Consider the following 18,567-nt stretch of genomic DNA (forward strand, 5'->3'; position numbering starts at 1 on the left):
GGGGCGGTCAGGCGCGGCCGGGCACCCGTCCCGTGTCGTCCCAGAAGCGCAGCTGCCCCTGCGGAGGGAGCGCGCCGGTCCCGGCGACGGAAGCACCGCCGAGGACCAGCGCGCGTGGCCGGCCGGGGGAGAGGGCCGGCCAGTCCGGAACACGCGGAGCGCGCGGCACTCCGGTGCGCGCGAAGGAGACCACCAGGTCGGCGAAGACCTCGCCGGCCTCCGTCACCTCCCGGTCCGGCCGTCCGTCGGCGGTGCCGGCGGGGCGTCCCGCCGGCCCGTGGGTGCCGAAGAGGAGGGCCACGGCGGCCTCGTGGGCGGCGCCCGGGCGGGCGGCCGCCGGCTGTGCGGGGTCCCCCGGGTCGGCGGCCGCAGGGAGGGCGAGCTCCATCACGTACTGCGGCCAGCGGCCGGCCCGCGCATGGCGGTCGGCCATGCTCAGCACCGGGTGGCGGAAGTGGGCGTCCTCGCGGATCGCGGCCCACAGGGACGGGAGGTCGGCGGTCCGGCCCTCGGCGAGGGCCGCCTCGCGGTAGGCGCGCAGCACCTCGTCCGCCGCCGTACGGTCGGCGGCCGGGTCGGCCTGGCGCAGCAAATCCGTGATCCAGGTGCGCAGTTCGGCTTCGTCCGCCGGCCCAGGACCGGCCGTCCGGCGGCCGGGAGCGGCGTACACCGAGAGCACGGGCAGTTCCGGGGGCGGCTGCTCGTGGTCGTACGCGCGCAGCCAGACTCCGTCGAGCACCGGCCCGCGGTAGTGGCGGCCGCTGCGCACGAGGCGCTCCTCGGGGCGTACGGAGAACAGCCGGTGCCAGGCGGCGTTGAGTTCGGCAGCCGGCACCTCGCGCAGGCCGGGCACGGTGGTGCCGAACCGGGCGGCGAGGGTGTCGTACACGGTGCGGGCGTCCTCTGCGGTGAGTGAGAGGCCGGGGGCCCGTACGTGCGCGGGACTGACGGGGACGATGCGGCGGATCAGCGGGCGCGTCACCGGCAGCAGGGCCAGCTGGTGCACGCTCGCACCGCCGGCCTCGGCGCCGACGAGGGTGATGTTGCCGGGGTCGCCGCCGAACGCGGCGGCGTTGTCGTGGGTCCAGCGCAGGGCGGCGACCTGGTCCTGGAGGCCCCAGTTCGCGTACGAGCCGGTTTCCGGGTCGGCGAGCTCCTCGTGCAGGCCGAAGCCGAAGACGCCGAGGCGGTGGCCGAAGGTCACGACCACGACGTCGCCGCGCTCGGCCAGCCGGGCGCCGTCGACGCCGGCCGCGCCGCCGGAGCTCCAGGAGCCGCCGTGCACGTGGACGAGGACGGGGCGGGCGGTGGTCTGGTGGGTCGAGGGGGTCCAGACGTTGGCGTACAGGGCATCCTCGGACCCGGCCCCATCCGGCTGAAGAAACGTTCCTGCCGCCTCACGGGCATCCCGTACGCCGCTCCAGGCGGCCGGCGGACGGGGCGACGCGAACCGCAGCGGGCCCACGGGCGGGGCGGCGTACGGAATGCCGCGGAAGGCGATCACCCCGCCCGTGCGCTCGCCCTTCACGTAACCGGCGGTGGTCCGGGCGACGGGCGGCGCCAGCGGGACGCCCGCCTGAGCGGACAGCACGGCCGGGGCCTGGGCGCGGGTGACGTCCACCTCACACCTCCCGGCGGGACGGGAGGCGGCCGGGGGGTACGGGAACACAGGTGGCCGAGCAGCAGAAGACGGCGGCCGTGGTCATGCCGGAACTCACTCCTCGACGGATCAGGGAGGCTCGTGGCGAGCCGGTGGCGGGTCCTGTCGATCGTGTCGGCTGGCCCAGGAGCCGCCCAACGCAGTGATCCGCTTTCCGTCAAGTGCCGTCACAGTGCGTCAGGTCCTGTGGGGCGGGGTTCCAGTGCCCTATTGGGCTTCTGACGTGGGGAGTTGATGTTCGGGGACGTCGTGTCGGCGGTCAGGCGGGGGGCCGGTTCCGGCCGCGGCTGCCGGTCGGGCGAAGACCGTTTCCCCGGCCTGGCGGCCGACGATCCGCAGCAACTGTGAGCCCGTGGACATGTCCTCTGGATTGCGCCTCCCGGCATGCCCACTGCTTCAACCGGCAGTGCGCCTACAGGCCTTCATGCGCTTCCCGGTCCTACCTTCTGTAGCCGGCTCATGCGTTCAGAGAAGCGTGGCTGAGCTGGCTGGTGGGCTGATGGAGGCTCCCGTGCACCGGATACCGCCTCACGGTTTCGCTTGGGCGCACCTTCTATGGCTGGTGTTCACGACTACCGGATCTCGATGGTTGCTGCCGTCTCGGACCTCAGCCACAGAAGGTGCGCCCACGCGAAAGGTGCGGGCGATCACCGGCGCACGGGAGCCTCCATCAGCCACCCACGAACAGCAACCACGCTTCTCTGACCGCCTGGGCTGGTTACAGGAGGTAGGAGGCCGGGGCGCATGAAGGCCTGTAGGCGCACTGCCGGGCGGGCTTGGCTCGCTTCGGGGAGGCGCAATCCAGAAGACATGTCCACGGGCCCACCGTTGGCCACGGCCCCGGCCGCCAGGCCGGGCACGGCCCGCACCCCAGTCAGGAACGGCCCGCACCCACCCGAGAACGGCCCGCACCCACCCCAGAACCCCTCAGGCCACCTGCCCCGCCGCCGGCTGCGTCCCCAGGAGCAGTGCCCGCCGGACCGCGCGGGCCGCTGCCGCGCCGTTGCGGCCCACGTCCGCGCGCAGCGCGTCGGCCAGCGACCGGTAGGTGTCCAGCGACTCCGCCCGCCGCCCGGAGCGCCGCAGGGCCGACAGGTACGGGGCGCTGCCCGCCTCGCGGCCCTGGTACGAGGCGATCAGCCCGGAGAGTTCGGCGCGCAGCTCCTGGTGACGTCCCAGGGCCAGTTCGGCCTCCACCCACTGCTCCAGTACGGACAGCCGGGTGGCCTCCAGCTGTGCGATGCGTTCACCGAGGCGGGCTCCGGCGGTGACGCCGTCGAAGGCGGGCCCCTTCCACAGGAGCAGCGCGCCGCGCAGCCGGCGGGCCGCGGTCTCGTAGTCGCCGCGGGCCATCGCGCGGTAGCCGGCGCCGGCCTCGCGTTCGAACTCGTGCAGGTCGGAGCGGCCCCAGCCGGTGTCGAGCAGGTAGCCGCCCGGCAGCGAGACCAGCACGGTCTCGGGGGTGCGGGCCTCGGCGCCCTCCGCGCGGCCGAGGGCCGCGCCGAGCTGGTCGCGCAACTGCCGTACGCAGCTGTGCAGTACGGCGCGGGTGTGCTCCGGCGGCGCGTGCGCCTCCAGCTCCTCGGCGAGCACCGCGACCGGGACCACCTGGTCGGTGTGGGCCGCCAGCACGGCGAGCACCTGCCGCGACTGCGGCGTGGCGGGCGTGATGGGCACACCGTTCTCGAGGACCTCCAGCCCTCCGAGCACGTCAATGTCCACAGATCTCTCCCAGGGCACGGCGAGGCCCCGGTCGGCGGCGAGCCTCACTCACGAAAAAAATAATACCCGGAAGTTTTTTTCAGGGCTACAAGGATGCGCCCACGGGGATGCGATCCCCGTCACGGCCCCCCGGCGGCCGCCGGGGCCCTCACGCAAACCGGCGGCCCGGCGCGAGGCCGGGCCGCCGGAAGGGGCGGGGAAGGGAGGAACGTCAGGCGGCAGGAACTCCGGGGGCGGCGTCGGTGCGACACGAGGGGCAGTCCCCCTCGGTGTCGGCCGCCACCTCCTCCTCGGGAGCGATGTCGGCGGCCGCGCCCAGGTCCGGCGCGAGCGCGCCCAAGGCCCGCCCACCGCGCCCGGGCAGCGTGTCGAGCAGCACGGCAACGGCCGGGATCACCAGGCTGGGCATCAGCAGCGTGTAGAGGGTGGAGACCTGTTCGTCCAGGTCGGAGCCCTGGAGCGTCTGCGACATCAGGTTGATGCCGGCGTACGCGCCGACCACCAGGCGGGCCGTCGCGACCGGGTCCACGTGCGGGAGCAGCTCACCGCGCTCCTTGGCCTCGGCGAGGATCCCGGAGTTGAGGTCGATCCAGCCGTGGAACGGACCCGAGCGGGCCAGGCTGCGCCCGGTCTGGTCGAGGGTCAGCCGCGCGCTGCCGCGCATGAGGATGTCGTGCTTGAGCCGGTACGAGAAGATCATCCCGACGTCGACGAACTCCTGCGCCTTGAAGTCCTGCGGCGTGTGCGTGGGCTCCACGTGCACCTGCGCGTCGATCACCGCCTGCGCGAGGTCTTCCTTGGAGTCGAAGTGGAAGTACAGCGCCCCCTTGGTCACCTGGGCGATCTTGACGATGTCGGTGAGCTTCGCGGCGTCGTAGCCCCGCTCCTCGAACACCGTGGCGGCCGCCTCCAGGATCGCCTGGCGCGTGCGCACCGCCCGGTCCTGCTTGACCATGGGTCGTTCCATCCTGCTCATCTGCTGTTCTTCCCTCTCCTGCCCCCCATCTTTCAAAGCGCCGCACAACCCCTCTGCAGCGAACGGTGAGCGCGTTCCGTCCTGTCGTGTTCCGGTGTTCCCAGTCTGTTTTCTGGCACCCGCGGCAATACATGCCCGCGGGTACGTTCCTCAGGAACCAGCTTCACACCATCGTGAAGCCGCCGTCCACCGGCATGGTCACACCGGTGACGAAAGACGACCGGTCACTGCACAGCCAGGCGGCGGCCTCGGCTATCTCCCGCGGCTCGGCCGTACGCGGCTGCGGCGTGGCGGCGTGGAGCTGCTCCTCGATGCCCGGAACGGCCGCGAACCACTGCTCCACGACCTCGGTGCGCGTGGTTCCCGGCGCGACCGCGTTGACTCGAATTCCCTGTGCGGCGTACTCGGCGGCGGCGGCCCGCGTCAGGCCGATCACCGCGTGCTTGGCCGCCACGTAGGGCGCGGCGACCGGGGTCGCGACCACGCCGCCGACGCTGCTGGTGTTCACGATGGCACCGCCGCCGGTCTCCAGCATGGCGGCGATCTCGTCGCGCAGGCAGTTCCAGATACCGCGGACGTTGACGTCCATGATCTCGTCGTAGAGCTGGTCGCCCATCTTGTGCAGCGGGCTGCGCCCCACGCCCCAGCCCGCGTTGTTGAAGGCCGCGTCCAGCCGGCCGAAGGTCGCGACCGCCTGCTGGACCGCCTCGGCGGTGTCGTCGGGCCTGGTCACGTCCGTCACGGCGTACGTGGCCTCCGCACCCCCCGCCCGCAGCTCGTCGACGATCTCCTTGAGCCGGTCCTCGCGGCGGGCGGCCAGCACGACCTTCGCGCCCTCGCGCGCGAAGACCCGGGCCGCGGCGGCTCCGATGCCGCTGCTCGCTCCGGTGATCAGTGCGACCTTGCCTGCCAGCAGTCGGTTCTCGGACATGGATGGGCCCCCTTGGTGGCGAATATTGATTGTTGCTACGTGGTCCTGGAAATCAAGCGGCCCAAGCGTGCCCGCTGGCGGCCTCTCCGTCCAAAGCGCGCAGCAGCGGCTCGTCGATCTCCGCGAGGGAACCGACGACGTGGCGGACGCCGGCCTCGCGCATCAACTGCCGCTGGAAGCCGTACTCGAAGGTGCTCGGGTGGCCGATGAAGGCGGCGCCCAGGTCGCGGGCCGCGTCGGAGACGCGGGCGACGTCGTCGATGAAGACCGTCCGGGAGGGCTCCAGCCCGAAGTAGTCGGTCGCGATCTCGCGGACCCCGGGGCGGAAGTCGTTGGTGCAGACGTACTGGGGGCCGTCGAAGAGGTGCGCGTAGTGGCCGAGGTGGCGGTCGAAGTGCTCCTTGGACAGGCCGCCGTAGCAGACCGTGCGCAGTCCCATCGCCCGCAGCCGGTGCAGGAGTTGCTCGGCACCCTCCAGCACCCGCAGCGGGTTGCGCTCCAGGTACGCCGCGCGCTCCTCGAAGTAGACCTCCAGCACCCGCTGCGGCGTCCAGTCCAGGCCGGCGGCCGCGGCGGCGGCGCGGGCGGCGATGTGCCGGGGCTGCGAGAAGATCTCGCGCTCGACGGCGGCGTCGTAGTGGCCGCCTCGACTGGTGACGAAGTGGTGGATCACCGGGCTGAAGGTGTCGCTCAGGAGAACGCCGTCGATGTTGACGGCGGCGAGACGCAGGTGCCGCAGCGGACGGATGTGCTGCACGGAGTGCACGGGGTTCTCCAATCGGCGGAGCCGGTATCGCGTGGGGTTCAAGAAGGTTTCCGGGCGGCCACCGCCATGTGCATGCAGAGGATCCGCCCGAAAAAAACCTGACAGCAGGGATGTTGTCAGGTCCCAAAAGATACCCGATTACGTTCCGCGGGGCACCCCTGGACCGGACTTTTCGATCATCCCGGAACGATCAATTCCTCCCGGCTGACCAGCCACTTTTCCCGTCTGACCAGCGAAAACGCCAGTTTTGAGGCGTGTGAATCATGTCACTAGGGGCCCCCGGAGGGGATGATCATCGGGTAATCCTGGGCCTGTCAAAGAAACCCGGAAGTACGTACTTTGCCTTCGGCGGGCTCAAGTCACTTTCGGCCAGACCTCAAGGGACCTCATGATCACGACCCTGGAACCGACCGACCGCGCGACCACGTCCACCCCCGTGCTCTGCGAGTGTCCGTCGCACCTCGACGGGCTCACGACCACGGTCCCGCGACAGCTCGTCCACCGGGCGGCCGTCGCCGAGGTCTTCCTGACCGGCTGGTGCCGCCTCTCCGAGGACCGCTTCCACGTGCGGGCCCAGTGGCCCCGCGGGCACAGCTTCTTCACCCCGATAGCCGGCAGCCACTACGACCCGATGCTCGTCGCCGAAACGGTCCGTCAGGTCGGCGCCCTCATCGCGCACGCGGCGTTCGACGTGCCGCAGGGCTACCAGTTCCTCATGTGGGGCCTGGACTACACGGCCGTCGCCGACGACCTGGTGATCGGCGGAGCGCCGGCCTCCCTCGACCTGGAGGTCACCTGCCCCGACGTCCGCCGCCGCGGCAAGCAGCTCACCGGCCTGCGGTACGAGGTCGTGGTGCGCCACTCCGGCCGGGTCATCGCCACCGGCGGCGCCGGCTACACCTGCACCTCGCCCGCCGTCTACCGGAGGCTGCGCGCCGAGCAGCTGGCGCAGCAGCCCGTCCCCGGCCTGCCCGCCGCCCCCGTCGCCCCCTCGCAGGTCGGCCGGCTGTCGCCGTTCGACGTGGTGCTCTCCCCCACCGGCCGCCCGGACGCCTGGAAGCTCCGCTACGACACCCGGCACCCGGTGCTCTTCGACCACCCCGGCGACCACCTGCCGGGCATGGTGCTGCTGGAGGCGGCCCGGCAGGCCGCGGTGGCGCTCTCGCCCGAGCGCGGGGTGCTGCCGGTCGCGGTCGACAGTTCGTACCACCGGTACGCCGAGTTCGGCAGCCCGGTCCTGATCGGCGCCGAGCGGCTCGGCCAGGGGCCCGACGGCAGCCGCCTGGTCCGCGTCACGGGCACCCAGGACGGCGAGACGGTCTTCACGGCCGTGGTCACCACCGCCCGCCCGGCCGTCCCCCTCGCCCTCTGGTCCTGACCGCACGCACCACCCGCACCACACCCCCGGGCACGGATCCCCTGTCCCTGCCGGGGGACCTCGCACGTCCGGGCCCGTACGCGCCGGGAACCACACGCATCGGACGACGCCGAACGCCGGAAGGGGCCTCCCCACCCGCATACGCGGACGGGAAGGCCCCTTCCTCCACAACCTGGGGACAACCGCCGGCCCGACGGCCGCCCGGCCGGCGCCCCCGGTCGTTACTTCAGCTTGGTGCCCGTGGAACGCAGGTTCGCGCAGGCCTCGGTGACGCGCTTGGCCATGCTCGCCTCGGCCAGCTTGCCCCAGGTCCGCGGGTCGTAGGTGGACTTCTTGCCGACCTCGCCGTCGACCTTCAGGACACCGTCGTAGTTGCGGAACATGTGGTCCGCGACCGGGCGGGTGAAGGCGTACTGGGTGTCGGTGTCGAGGTTCATCTTCACGACGCCGTTCTCCAGCGCGGTGGCGATCTCCTGCTCGGAGGAACCGGAGCCGCCGTGGAAGACGAAGTCGAACGGGCTGGTCTTGCCGTACTTCTCGCCCACGCCCTGCTGCAGGTCCTTCAGCAGCTCGGGACGGAGCACCACGTTGCCCGGCTTGTAGACGCCGTGCACGTTGCCGAAGGACGCGGCCAGCAGGTAGCGGCCCTTCTCGCCCAGGCCCAGGGCCTCGGCGGTGCGGATCGCGTCCTCGACCGTGGTGTACAGCTCGTCGTTGATCTCGTGGCTGACGCCGTCCTCCTCGCCGCCGGTCGGGGTGATCTCGACCTCGAGGATGATCTTCGCGGCGGCGGCCTTGGCGAGCAGCTCCTGGCCGATGGCCAGGTTGTCGGCCAGGGTCTCGGCGGAGCCGTCCCACATGTGCGACTGGAACAGCGGGTTGCGGCCGGCCTTGACGCGCTCGGCGGAGATGTCGAGCAGCGGGCGGACGTAGCCGTCCAGCTTGTCCTTCGGGCAGTGGTCGGTGTGCAGGGCGACCGTGATGTCGTACTTCGCGGCGACGACGTGCGCGAACTCGGCCAGGGCGACCGCGCCGGTCACCATGTCCTTGTTGTACTGGCCGCCCAGGAACTCCGCACCGCCGGTGGAGATCTGGATGATGCCGTCGCTCTCGGCCTCCGCGAACCCACGCAGGGCCGCGTGCAGGGTCTGGGTCGAGGTCACGTTGATGGCCGGGTAGGCGAACTTGCCTGCCTTCGCCCGGTCGAGCATCTCGTTGTAGACCTCGGGGGTTGCGATGGGCATCTGTCCGCTCCTTGTGATGTGCGGGTGGTGTGCTGTTGGCCCTGACCTGGGGGCGACGTCATCGTCGGGGCTATCTTTCCAGACTCTCGGCCCCGGTCCACCCGGCGTATCCGTGCCACAAGCACACAAGGCGGAGCGTTTCACGTGAAACACTCCGCCTTGCCCATATAGCCGCAGGTCAGCCGCGCCGAAGGACGAAAGTCACGACTTGTCGCCCGTCAACGCAGGGTGCTCCTAGGCCAGGCCCAGCTCGTCGAGCTGGTACCCGGTCAGGTACGGCAGCCCGGCCTCGGCGATGGCGCCGGCCGCGCCGCGGTCCACGATCGTCGCCACGGCGACGACCTCGCCGCCGGCCTCGCGCACGGCCTCGACCGCCGTCAGCGGCGAGCCACCGGTGGTGGAGGTGTCCTCGACGACCAGGCAGCGACGGCCCTTGACGTCGGTGCCCTCGATGCGGCGCTGCATGCCGTGCGCCTTCTGGGCCTTGCGGACCACGAAGGCGTCCAGGCGCTGACCGCGCGCGGCGGAGGCGTGCAGCATCGAGGTCGCGACCGGGTCGGCGCCGAGGGTGAGGCCGCCGACGCAGTCGAAGTCGAGGTCGGCGGTGAGGTCGAGCATGACCTGCCCGACCATCGGCGCCGCCTGGCCGTCCAGGGTCACCCGGCGCAGGTCGATGTACCAGTCGGCCTCGCGGCCGGAAGAGAGGATGACCTTGCCGTGCACGACGGCCTTGTCCTTGATCTGCTGGAGCAGCTCACCACGTACGTCACTCATGCCTTTGAGCTTAGGCCCTGTCTTCCCGCCCCGGTCCCGCGCCGATCCCGTCCTGAACCGCCGCTAGAGACGCCGCCAGGACCACACGGTCTCGATCTCCAGCGGATCGACGGGCGTCACGAGCCGGGGCAGCGTGTTGAGCCCGTTCGGCGGGCCCGACTGCGGCTCCACGCACACGGCCTCGGCCTGCTCGTCGTACACCACCACCCATTCGGCCCGGCTCCGCACCGTCAGCTCCAGCTGCCCGGGCCAGGTCAGCGTGACCCGGACGCCCTCGGGCATCCCGAAGCAGTCGTCCCAGGGCCCCGGCCGCGGATCGATCCGCCGCCCGGTGGGCAGGTGGTCGTCCCCGCGCTCCTCCTGCCAGGCCGCGTCGAACTCCACCCGCGCGTCCTCGCCGCCGATGTTCCGCAGGAACCAGGGGTGCCAGCCGGCCTGCGCCGGGAAGGAGTCCTGGTACGTCTCCACGCCGAGCGCGAGGGTCAGCGAGTCCTCGGCCAGCTCCACGCGCTGCGTCACCCGCCCGCTGTACGGCCAGGGGTCGGCCAGGTCGTACGTGAACGCCGCCGACGCCTTCTCCGCCGAGGCCACCCGCCAGGCGGCGTCGCGGGCGAAGCCGTGGATGGCGTGCGGGGGTGCGTTCAGCGGCATCCGGTGCTCGGCGGCCCCGTCCCGGAACCGCCCGTCCCTGATCCGCCCGCACCAGGGCACCATCGGAAACGCCCCGTACCGCTCGCCCTGCCGCAGCAACTCGGTCCCGTCGACCCGCAGACTCGCGATCCGGCACCCGTTCCCCTGATCGACAACCAGATCCACGCCACCGGCGCTCAGTTCGGTCACTTCAGTCATGCCCCGACCCTACGACCGCCGCCCCGATTCCTCCCCCACCGCGCCCGATCCCTGACCCGCACAAAGCCCCACCACACGGCCGCCCCTGAGGCCCGGAAACACCCCTGCCGGAACGGACGGCCCCGGAGCACACCCCCACCAAAGCCCGGGACACGCCCCCGCGGGCCCGGGACCCGCTCGAGGCACAGCCCGAGCGGGTCCCGGGCACGCCCCACAGGGGATCCGGCGCACGGCCCGGAGCGGGTGCGGGCCACGCCCCGCAGGGGCCCGGGGCGCAGCCCCGGGGGGTCCGGGACACAGCCCGTCCGGGACCGGGGCACAGCCCCGAGCGGGCCCAGGGCCGCAGCCCGTGCGGGTCCGGGCCGCAGCCCCGGTGAACGGGAGAAGGGCGGGACCGGGGCACGTTTCAGCGGGTCGGCGGCGCGGCCCGCACGGGGCCAGGGTCCGGGCCGGGGTCCGGGGCGCGGCCCCGTGCGGGTCCGGGGCGCAGCCCCGAGCGGGTCCGGGGCGCAGCCCCGAGCGGGTCCGGGGCGCAGCCCCGAGCGGGTCCGGGGCGCAGCCCCGAGCGGGTCCGGGGCGCAGCCCCGGTGAACGGGAGAAGGGTGGGACCGGGGCACGTTTCAGCGGGTCGGCGGGGCGGCCTGCACGGGGCCGGGGTCCGGGGCGGAGCCACGGTGAACGGGAGAAGGGCGGGACCGGGGCACAGCGGCAGCAGGCCCGGACCGGGAGGTCAGAGGCGCCGGCGCCGAAGCGACCGCGCCACCACGACCGCACCCGCCAGCGCCAGCGCAGCGGCCGGCGCAACCCACCGCAGCGCCCCGCCCGCTCCCCCCGCCTCCGGGGCCGGAACCGGCGCGTACCGCCCGCGCGGCGGCGCATGGTCGACCTCCTCCGCACTGCGCCCGATCATCGTGCGCCGCGCATGGGCCGCCTCGGCCGGCACCCGCGTGCCGAAGTCGTCCTCCAGGAAGGGATCCAGCGCCGGATCGAGCGACGGCGGCGGCACCTCCGTCTCGAACACCGAGGCCGACCCGGCAGCCCCCGCACCCGGCTCCCGCTCCGGCTCCCGCTCCGACTCCGGCTCCGCCCCGCCCGGCGCCACGGCCGCCTCGTCCCCAAGAGCCGAACCCACCCGGTCCAGCAGCCTGCGCACCGCCGCGTCGGCGGCCTCCGGCGCGAACTCGGCGGCCCTCCCGGCCACCTCCGCGTCCCCGGCGAACTCCAGCCAGGTCCCCTCGCCCTCCGCCCGCAGCGCCACCCGCAGGGTGACCGACACCGAGCCGGAGCCGCGTACCTCCTCGCCCTCGGCCACCACCACGAACCCGGCGTCACCCGCCTCGACCACGGAGACCACGCCCCGGTACGTCACGGTGCTGTTCCCGACCCGGACCTTGAGCCGCCCGCCGAACGACCCGCCACCGGCACCGCCCCCCGCACCGCCACCCGCATCGCCCACGGCGTCAGGGGCGGCCACCGCATCCCCCGCGTCCCGCTGGAGCCCGGGCACGCAGCCCGCCACCCGCGCGGGATCCCGCAGCACGGCTCGGAGGTCGTCCACGGCCACCGGTACGAACACCTGATGCTCCATGACAGCCGAGCCTACCCACGGGGACGCCCCGCGCACCCTCCCGCGCACGGGCGACCCACCGGTCGCGGCCCCGACCGCCCGGCACCCACCCCGGCGGAGCCCTACGTGTACCGGGGATGCGGCAGCGTGGAAGCCGGCAGCCCCCGCATCCTGGCCCGCTCCGCGTCCCGCGAGGCCGCGTCCAGCGCGGCGTCGGAGAGCGAGCGCAGCGCACCCGCGTCCCGCCGCACCCCCAGCGCGGGCGGACGCCCCGACCCGGCCAGTACGAAGCCCCAGTCCACCGGCGCCCCGCCGCGCCCGGTCGACCGGTCGGGCCCGGCCTCGAACCCCGACAGCCGGCCCCCCGCCGTGTACGGCCGGGTGGCGAGCCCCGCGGCCCGCAGCGTCGCCTCGACCGTCCAGTACGTGTGCGGCCGCGCCGACAGCGACCCGGCGTGCACGACCGCACGGCCCCCGGGCCTCAGCGCCCGCGCGACCAGCCCGTAGAACTCCTGCGAGTACAGCTTCGAGCTCGGCGTGATCCCGGGATCCGGCAGGTCGGACACGACCACGTCGTAAGCGGTCGAGGCCCGACCGGCACCAGCACCAGGACCACCCCGTTCCCCGTCCCCGTCTTCCCCCACTTCCCCCTCCCGCAGCCACCGGAAGGCGTCCGCCGTCACCACCCGCACCCGCGGGTCGTCGAAGACGCGCCCGTTCAGCTGCGACAGCATCGGGTCCGTCCGCGCCAGCCGCACCACCCCCGCGTCCAGCTCGACCACCGTCACGCGCCGTACGTCCGGGTACCGCAGCACCTCGCGCGCGGCCAGCCCGTCCCCGCCGCCCAGCACCAGCACCCGCTCGTGCGGTCCGTTCATCGCGGGGTGCACCAGCGCCTCGTGGTAGCGGTGCTCGTCGTACCCGCTGACCCGCAGCCGCCCGTCGAGGTACAGGTCGAGCGACCGCGGTGACCCGCGGGAGGGGCCGGTGACCACCAGTTCCTGTACGTCGGTCTGTACGGCGACCCGCACCTCGGCCCCGTACACCGCCCGCCGCGCCACCCGCTCGAAGTCGTCGGCCAGCACGGTGGCGGAGGCGAGCACGGCGAGGACGCAGAGGTTGGCCGCGAGCAGCAGCCACCGCGCCCGCCTGCTGAGGTCCCCCCGGAACAGCCACAGCACGAGCGCTCCGCCGACGGCGGCGTTGACGGTCCCGGTCAGCATCGCGCCGGTGAGCTGCCCGAGCACCGGCAGCAGCAGGAAGGGGAAGGCCAGGCCGCCGACCAGGGCACCGACGTAGTCGGCGGCGAAGAGGTCGGCGACGGCACCGCCCGCGTCCTGCCGTCTGACCCGCTGGATCAAGGTCATGAGCAGCGGGATCTCCGCGCCGATGAGCACCCCGATCCCGAGGGAGAACGCCACCAGCGCGGGCCTGGACTCGCCGAGCCAGGCGAAGCACGCGTACAGCGCTGTCGCGGACAGGCCGCCGACGAGCGCGAGCACCGCCTCCACCGCCCCGAAGCCGACGGCCGGCCGGGCCCGCAGCCGCTTCGCGAGGAGGGAGCCGACGCCCATCGCGAAGACCATCACGGACAGCACGACGGAGGCCTGGGTGACGGAGTCGCCGATGAGGTACGAGGCGAGCGCGAGCAGTTCGAGTTCGTACACGAGTCCGCAGGCCGCACAGATGAACACGGTCGCGAGCACCAGCAGCCGTCCGGTCCTGGGCCGCACGGGCAGCGCCGCCGGACCGGCCTCCGCCGCAACCGCATCCGACGGGCTGGCCTCCGCCGCAGCCGCCACACCCTCCAGGCCCAGGCCCGCCAGAGCCTCGGGCCCGTCCTCGTCCACGGCCACCCGCGCAGGGCCCGCCACGGGCACGGGATCCGCCACCGGCACGGGATCCGCCGCGGGCGCCGGGAGCCCGCCGCGGGCGGCGGAAGCGCACGGGGCCTCCCCACCACGGGCAGGGGAACGGTCGATCATGAACCGAACCGTACGTCACTCCATGCCCACACCCCGTCACCCACATGGGTGCAACTGGCGCACTGTGTCAGCCAGTTGGCGGATCGTTTGTGCGGCGGCGCACCCCACCCCGCGCCGAACCGGACCACCCGCACCACCGCCGGCACGACGCCGCACGCAACCACCCGCGACACCACCCGCACCACCGCCACCACGACACCACCCACCCGCGCCGTACCTCAGATCAGCGTGGCCGCCATCCGCACCCCCACGCGTGTCCGCGTGGCCACGAGCTGGCCTTCCTGCGGGTACGCGTGCCACGTGCGCCACCGCACCTGGCCCTCGTACCGCTGCGCCAGCATGGCCGTGAAGGCGTGCGGGCTCCCGGGAAAGGTGCCGGCCAGCCCGTTCGGGTGATCCGCGACCAGCGCGAGCAACTCCTGCGCACGCCCCGCGAACGAGCCCTGCGACAGCGTCTCGACGCGCGCGGCGAACTCGTACTCCCAGGCGCCGATGCGCTTGGCGACCCCGAGCGGCAGCGGCGTACTGCTGCCGGGCATGCAGGCGACCGTCTCGGAACAGACGGCGTCGCCTTCTTCGAGCAGCACCTGGTGAGAGGCCCCGAGCAGGCGCAACTCCACCTTGGCGCCGGTGAGTTCGAGGTTCATTACGGCGAGGGCGGGCAGCGGTTCACGGCCCAGGGCCCAGGCGAGGTCGGCGGCACGCGTGTCGGTGTACGTGGTCTTGAGGGTCGTGAGCATGAATCGGCTCCGCAAACGCGCGAGGGAGGTCGGCCGGACGCGCCCCGGCCGGCCGTGCGGCGGATGGGGGTGTCACCGGCTCGTCCACAGGAAAGCCCTGGGAGATCCGAGGAGGCCCGAGGAGGTCCGAGGACTGGTCTACTCAACCGAGGGAATCATGAAAGGCACGGCGCACACAGCGTTTTTACCCAACTTGACGTGGTTTACATCCCCTCGGGGGCTACCCAGTTCACCTGTTCAACGCGACAGGGCCCGGCGGAAGTTGCGCCGCCGGGCCCCTCGGACCTTGCCGGGTCGCGCGCGGCCCCTCAGGACCCGCCGCCCCCGCACCCCCCTCCCCCGCCCCCGCAGGACGAGGACGAGCCGCCACAGGACGAGGAGGAACCGCAGGACGACCCCGTGCCGCACGACGTCCCGGCGCCGTGGGAACCGGAGTCGGCCCACCAGCTCCGCGACCGGCGGCCGCGCGGGCGACCCTGCGCCCCGCTGCGGGCCATCACCCAGACGAGTCCCGCCACCAGCAGCACCAACAGCACTCCAAAGGCCAGGAACATGATCCTCGCCCCCTTCTGCACTCGCTCGGTCCCCCGAGTGCGGGATCCCCGCGTCCCGCGTATCCGGGGTGTCCCCCCGCGCGCCACGGCCCAAAGCACACTTGAGCAAGTCCAGAGGTTCCGCGCAGGATGGCGCCCATGACCGCACCTCACGGCACCCCGCCCGGGCCCGGATCCGCCGCCGGCGGCCGCCCGTTCCTGAACCGGCGCCTGGCCTCCTTCGGCACCACGATCTTCGCGGAGATGTCCGCGCTCGCCGTCCGCACCGGCTCCGTCAACCTGGGCCAGGGCTTCCCCGACACCGACGGCCCGGAGGAGATCGCCGAGGCCGCGGTGCGCGCCGTCCGCGCGGGCCACGGCAACCAGTACCCGCCCGGCCCCGGCATCCCCGAACTGCGCCGCGCCGTCGCCGACCACCAGCGCCGCTTCTACGGGCTCGCCTTCGACCCGGACACGGAGGTGCTGGTCACCGCGGGTGCGACCGAGGCCATCGCGGCCTCCCTGCTGGCCCTGCTGGAGCCCGGCGACGAGGTCGTCGCGCTGGAGCCGTACTACGACTCGTACGCGGCCTGCATCGCGATGGCCGGAGCCACCCGCGTCCCGGTCACCCTCCGCCCGCACGAGGGCGCGTTCCGGCTGGACCTCGACGAGCTGCGCGCCGCCGTCACGCCGCGCACCCGCCTGCTCCTCCTCAACACCCCCCACAACCCCACGGGCACCGTCCTCACCGAGACCGAGCTGCGCGCGGTCGCGGAGCTGGCCGTGGAGCGCGACCTGCTGGTCGTCACGGACGAGGTGTACGAGCACCTGGTCTTCGAGGGCGCGCACGTCCCGATCGCCTCGTTCCCCGGCATGCGCGACCGCACGGTCACCATCTCCTCCTCCGGCAAGACGTTCTCCTTCACCGGCTGGAAGGTCGGCTGGATCACCGCCTCCCCCGCGCTGACGGCGGCCGTCCGCACCGCGAAGCAGTTCCTGACCTTCGTCTCGTCGGGACCGTTCCAGTACGCCATCGCCGAGGCCCTGGCCCTGCCGGACGCGTACTACGAGGGCTTCCGCGCCGACATGGCCCGCAAGCGCGACATCCTGACCCGCGGCCTGGAGGCGGCCGGCTTCGAGGTCTTCCGCCCCGCGGGCACGTACTTCATCACCACCGACATCACCCCGCTCGGCGAGCGGGACGCCCTGGCCTTCTGCCGCGAGCTGCCGGCCCGCTGCGGCGTCGTCGCCATCCCGAACTCGGTCTTCTACGACCACGAGACCGCGGGCCGCTCCCTCGTCCGCTTCGCCTTCTGCAAGAAGGACGAGGTCCTGGAGGAAGCCGCCACCCGCCTCCGCAAGCTGTAGCGCCCCCAGCCGGGCGGCCTCCGCCCCCGCCCACAGGCTGTGGATCATGCCCGGTTAGAGTCCCCGGACCGTCATCACCGACCGAATCCGGGGGGATCCAGTCATGCCGACCGCATCGTCGCCCACGCCCTCGTCCGGGGCGTTCAGCCGCCGCTCCGCCCTGGCCGCCCTGGCCGGGGCGGCTGCCGCGGGCACGCTCGCCCAGGCGCCGCGGGCCGCCGCGGCCCCTGCCGCCGTACCCGCCGCCACCACGTCCACCGGGAGCTCGACCGGCCCCGCCGCCCCGGTGCCCGACCCGCTCCGCCGTGCCCCCGTCGTCATCGACGGCGGCGGCACCTGGCCGTTCACCCCGCACCCCGCGGGCACGCTGACCACCCGCACGGTGACGTCGGGCGGGCTGGCCCTGACCGAGGTCCTGGACTCCGAGGGCGTGCTCGCCACCCTCACGAAGGACGCGAAGACCGTGACCGTGCGGGGGCCGCGCCGCTGGTTCACGGAACAGAAGAAGGACTTCACCGACGAGTTCCACCGCGATCTGCCCGACAACACCGGCTGGGGTTCGTCGCCCGGCGGCGGCAAGTGGGACATGGTGAACGGCCAGAGCACCGATTACGACATCGACAACGAGCGCGGCGTCGTCAAGCTCACCACGGACAACTCCGCGCGCTACGGCCTCCTCCTCGACGACGAGATCGGCGATCTCGACGTCACCGCCCGCTTCTCGTTCGCCCGGGTCCCCACCGGAGCGCCCTGCTCCCTCGCGCTGGTCTTCACCGCGGATCCCGAGCGCACCGGCGGAGCCGTCAACAACCACTACCGGGCCCGGCTGATCCTCACCACCGCCGGCCAGGTCCAGCTGGTCCTGGAGAAGGAGGTCGACGACCAGTCTTCCGAGCTCCGGTCACCCACCCAGGTGGGCACCGGCTACCAGGCGTACGAGCACTGGTACGTCCGGGTCGTGAAGGCCGGGCCGCACATTCGCGCCCATGCCTGGAAGAAGGACACCCCGGAGCCGCCGACCTGGGTCGAGGCCCACGACACCACCTTCGCGAAGGGCAGGATCGGCATCCGCGCCCTGGCTTCCGCCGGCAGCACGGGCCTCCCGCTGAACGCGTACGTGTACGACATCGCGGTCACCGAGGCGTACTGGGCCGAGCCCCCGGTGGTCTCCCACGACACCTGGGTGCGTCTGCTCCCGGCGAAGTTCGACGGCCAGTGGACCCCCGAACTGGAGCAGCGCATCCGCGCCTGGGCCGCCGACACCTCACCCGACGCCCTCGCCTACGCCTCGGCCCTGCGCGCCTTCGGCACCCCGGTGACCAGCGCCGCGCAGGGCGGCGCGCAGGTGCTCGGCGAGTCGGGGTACAGCCCCCGGCTGCCGGACGGGACGCGTCGCGTCGGCGCCGACTTCAACCACTACATGGGTCTGCCGTGGGACTACCCGGCTCCCGACGAGGACGCCAAGGCCGCGCCCACGACGGGAGCGGCCGTGGATCCCGACGATCCGGACTGGAAGCGCAATCTCGACTGCTCCGGCTACGTCCGGATGGTCTACGGCTACCACATGGGCATTCCCATGGTGCACAGCAACAACTTCGGGAACGGGAACCTCCCACGGACTTCCGCGGACCAGAACAAGTGGGGTCCGGGCGTCACCGTGATCGACAGCGTGGACGTCCGGCCGTCCTCCCTCGCCGGGCTGCGGATCGGCGACGTGGTCTTCTTCGACGCCACCGGCTCGAAGGACGACCCGGAGACCCCGGACGGCAAGGTCGATCACACCGGCATCTACATGGGCCGGGACCAGCACGGCGACCACCGCTTCGCCTCCAGCCGGCGGACGCCCAACGGCCCGACCATGGCGGACCTCGGGGCGACTTCGATCCTCAACAAGAAGACCTCCGGCAAGGAGCTCTACCCGGACTCCCTCCGCAGGGTCCGCCGATTCTGACCCCAGGGCGGAAATGACGAAAGCCCGGCCGAGGTCCGCGGTCGTCGTGACCGTGGCCCTCGCCGGGCTGTCGTACGCCCACGGGACCTGCCCGGCGCTCAGCGCCGGGGTCCCGCTCCGGGC

The 18,567-nt window shown here is 73.0% G+C and carries 14 protein-coding genes; 3 read left to right on the forward strand and 11 right to left on the reverse strand.

The genetic code is table 11. From position 1 onward, the window contains the following. Window positions 1-7 precede the first annotated feature (7 nt). The 5 genes from ACIQUQ_RS10145 to ACIQUQ_RS10165 form a co-directional block, all read right to left on the reverse strand. Window positions 8-1,621 (reverse strand): carboxylesterase family protein, encoded by a 1,614-nt coding sequence (locus tag ACIQUQ_RS10145; RefSeq protein ID WP_403973428.1) that lies wholly within the window; start codon window positions 1,619-1,621, stop codon window positions 8-10. Window positions 1,622-2,587: 966 nt separating this feature from the next. After that, window positions 2,588-3,382, reverse strand: a complete 795-nt coding sequence (locus ACIQUQ_RS10150) for a BTAD domain-containing putative transcriptional regulator (RefSeq protein ID WP_403973430.1) — start codon at window positions 3,380-3,382, stop codon at window positions 2,588-2,590. A 211-nt stretch (window positions 3,383-3,593) separates the two neighbouring features. Continuing rightward, window positions 3,594-4,358, reverse strand: a complete 765-nt coding sequence (locus tag ACIQUQ_RS10155; RefSeq protein ID WP_403973432.1) for a ScbR family autoregulator-binding transcription factor — start codon at window positions 4,356-4,358, stop codon at window positions 3,594-3,596. A 163-nt stretch (window positions 4,359-4,521) separates the two neighbouring features. Then, window positions 4,522-5,289, reverse strand: coding sequence for a glucose 1-dehydrogenase (locus ACIQUQ_RS10160; RefSeq protein ID WP_403973434.1), 768 nt, complete (start codon window positions 5,287-5,289; stop codon window positions 4,522-4,524). A gap of 52 nt (window positions 5,290-5,341) precedes the next feature. Further along, a complete protein-coding gene (locus ACIQUQ_RS10165; RefSeq protein ID WP_403973437.1) occupies window positions 5,342-6,055 on the reverse strand; it encodes an HAD family hydrolase in 714 nt (237 codons plus the stop codon). Window positions 6,056-6,443: 388 nt separating this feature from the next. On the opposite strand from ACIQUQ_RS10165, the gene ACIQUQ_RS10170 reads away from it, so the two are divergent. Continuing rightward, complete coding sequence (locus ACIQUQ_RS10170) at window positions 6,444-7,433, forward strand: ScbA/BarX family gamma-butyrolactone biosynthesis protein (RefSeq protein ID WP_403973439.1); 990 nt, start codon at window positions 6,444-6,446, stop codon at window positions 7,431-7,433. Between the two features lie 221 nt (window positions 7,434-7,654). On the opposite strand, the gene fbaA is transcribed toward ACIQUQ_RS10170, so the two are convergent. The 6 genes from fbaA to ACIQUQ_RS10200 all read right to left on the reverse strand — a co-directional run bounded on the left by fbaA (window position 7,655) and on the right by ACIQUQ_RS10200 (window position 14,592). Then, on the reverse strand, window positions 7,655-8,677 hold the full coding sequence (fbaA, locus tag ACIQUQ_RS10175) for a class II fructose-bisphosphate aldolase (RefSeq protein ID WP_403973442.1): 1,023 nt from the start codon (window positions 8,675-8,677) through the stop codon (window positions 7,655-7,657). A 234-nt stretch (window positions 8,678-8,911) separates the two neighbouring features. Continuing rightward, window positions 8,912-9,451 carry an orotate phosphoribosyltransferase gene (gene pyrE, locus ACIQUQ_RS10180; RefSeq protein WP_399943528.1) on the reverse strand — a complete coding sequence of 180 codons (540 nt, stop codon included), beginning with the start codon at window positions 9,449-9,451 and terminating at the stop codon, window positions 8,912-8,914. A gap of 63 nt (window positions 9,452-9,514) precedes the next feature. Further along, window positions 9,515-10,300 carry an aldose 1-epimerase gene (locus ACIQUQ_RS10185; protein ID WP_403973445.1) on the reverse strand — a complete coding sequence of 262 codons (786 nt, stop codon included), beginning with the start codon at window positions 10,298-10,300 and terminating at the stop codon, window positions 9,515-9,517. Between the two features lie 730 nt (window positions 10,301-11,030). After that, window positions 11,031-11,888, reverse strand: a complete 858-nt coding sequence (locus ACIQUQ_RS10190; protein WP_403973448.1) for an SRPBCC domain-containing protein — start codon at window positions 11,886-11,888, stop codon at window positions 11,031-11,033. A gap of 101 nt (window positions 11,889-11,989) precedes the next feature. Continuing rightward, window positions 11,990-13,852 carry a polyamine aminopropyltransferase gene (locus tag ACIQUQ_RS10195; protein WP_403973450.1) on the reverse strand — a complete coding sequence of 621 codons (1,863 nt, stop codon included), beginning with the start codon at window positions 13,850-13,852 and terminating at the stop codon, window positions 11,990-11,992. A gap of 218 nt (window positions 13,853-14,070) precedes the next feature. Next, window positions 14,071-14,592 carry a DUF2617 family protein gene (locus ACIQUQ_RS10200; RefSeq protein WP_403973453.1) on the reverse strand — a complete coding sequence of 174 codons (522 nt, stop codon included), beginning with the start codon at window positions 14,590-14,592 and terminating at the stop codon, window positions 14,071-14,073. A gap of 683 nt (window positions 14,593-15,275) precedes the next feature. On the opposite strand from ACIQUQ_RS10200, the gene ACIQUQ_RS10205 reads away from it, so the two are divergent. Continuing rightward, window positions 15,276-16,493, forward strand: a complete 1,218-nt coding sequence (locus ACIQUQ_RS10205) for a pyridoxal phosphate-dependent aminotransferase (RefSeq protein ID WP_403973456.1) — start codon at window positions 15,276-15,278, stop codon at window positions 16,491-16,493. A 103-nt stretch (window positions 16,494-16,596) separates the two neighbouring features. Further along, complete coding sequence (locus ACIQUQ_RS10210; protein ID WP_403973458.1) at window positions 16,597-18,444, forward strand: hypothetical protein; 1,848 nt, start codon at window positions 16,597-16,599, stop codon at window positions 18,442-18,444. Window positions 18,445-18,567: the final 123 nt, after the last annotated feature.

Source organism: Streptomyces sp. NPDC101118 (assembly GCF_044759445.1).
Taxonomy (GTDB): domain Bacteria; phylum Actinomycetota; class Actinomycetes; order Streptomycetales; family Streptomycetaceae; genus Streptomyces.

Excerpts from the sequence above, each read along its gene's own strand:
- fbaA (WP_403973442.1), bottom strand. The coding sequence starts at position 8,677 with ATGCCCATCGCAACCCCCGAGGTCTACAACGAGATGCTCGACCGGGCG.
- ACIQUQ_RS10205 (WP_403973456.1), top strand. The coding sequence starts at position 15,276 with ATGGCGCCCATGACCGCACCTCACGGCACCCCGCCCGGGCCCGGATCC.
- ACIQUQ_RS10170 (WP_403973439.1), top strand. The coding sequence starts at position 6,444 with ATGATCACGACCCTGGAACCGACCGACCGCGCGACCACGTCCACCCCC.
- ACIQUQ_RS10160 (WP_403973434.1), bottom strand. The coding sequence starts at position 5,289 with ATGTCCGAGAACCGACTGCTGGCAGGCAAGGTCGCACTGATCACCGGA.
- pyrE (WP_399943528.1), bottom strand. The coding sequence starts at position 9,451 with ATGAGTGACGTACGTGGTGAGCTGCTCCAGCAGATCAAGGACAAGGCC.
- ACIQUQ_RS10200 (WP_403973453.1), bottom strand. The coding sequence starts at position 14,592 with ATGCTCACGACCCTCAAGACCACGTACACCGACACGCGTGCCGCCGAC.
- ACIQUQ_RS10210 (WP_403973458.1), top strand. The coding sequence starts at position 16,597 with ATGCCGACCGCATCGTCGCCCACGCCCTCGTCCGGGGCGTTCAGCCGC.
- ACIQUQ_RS10185 (WP_403973445.1), bottom strand. The coding sequence starts at position 10,300 with ATGACTGAAGTGACCGAACTGAGCGCCGGTGGCGTGGATCTGGTTGTC.
- ACIQUQ_RS10195 (WP_403973450.1), bottom strand. The coding sequence starts at position 13,852 with ATGATCGACCGTTCCCCTGCCCGTGGTGGGGAGGCCCCGTGCGCTTCC.
- ACIQUQ_RS10190 (WP_403973448.1), bottom strand. The coding sequence starts at position 11,888 with ATGGAGCATCAGGTGTTCGTACCGGTGGCCGTGGACGACCTCCGAGCC.
- ACIQUQ_RS10155 (WP_403973432.1), bottom strand. The coding sequence starts at position 4,358 with ATGAGCAGGATGGAACGACCCATGGTCAAGCAGGACCGGGCGGTGCGC.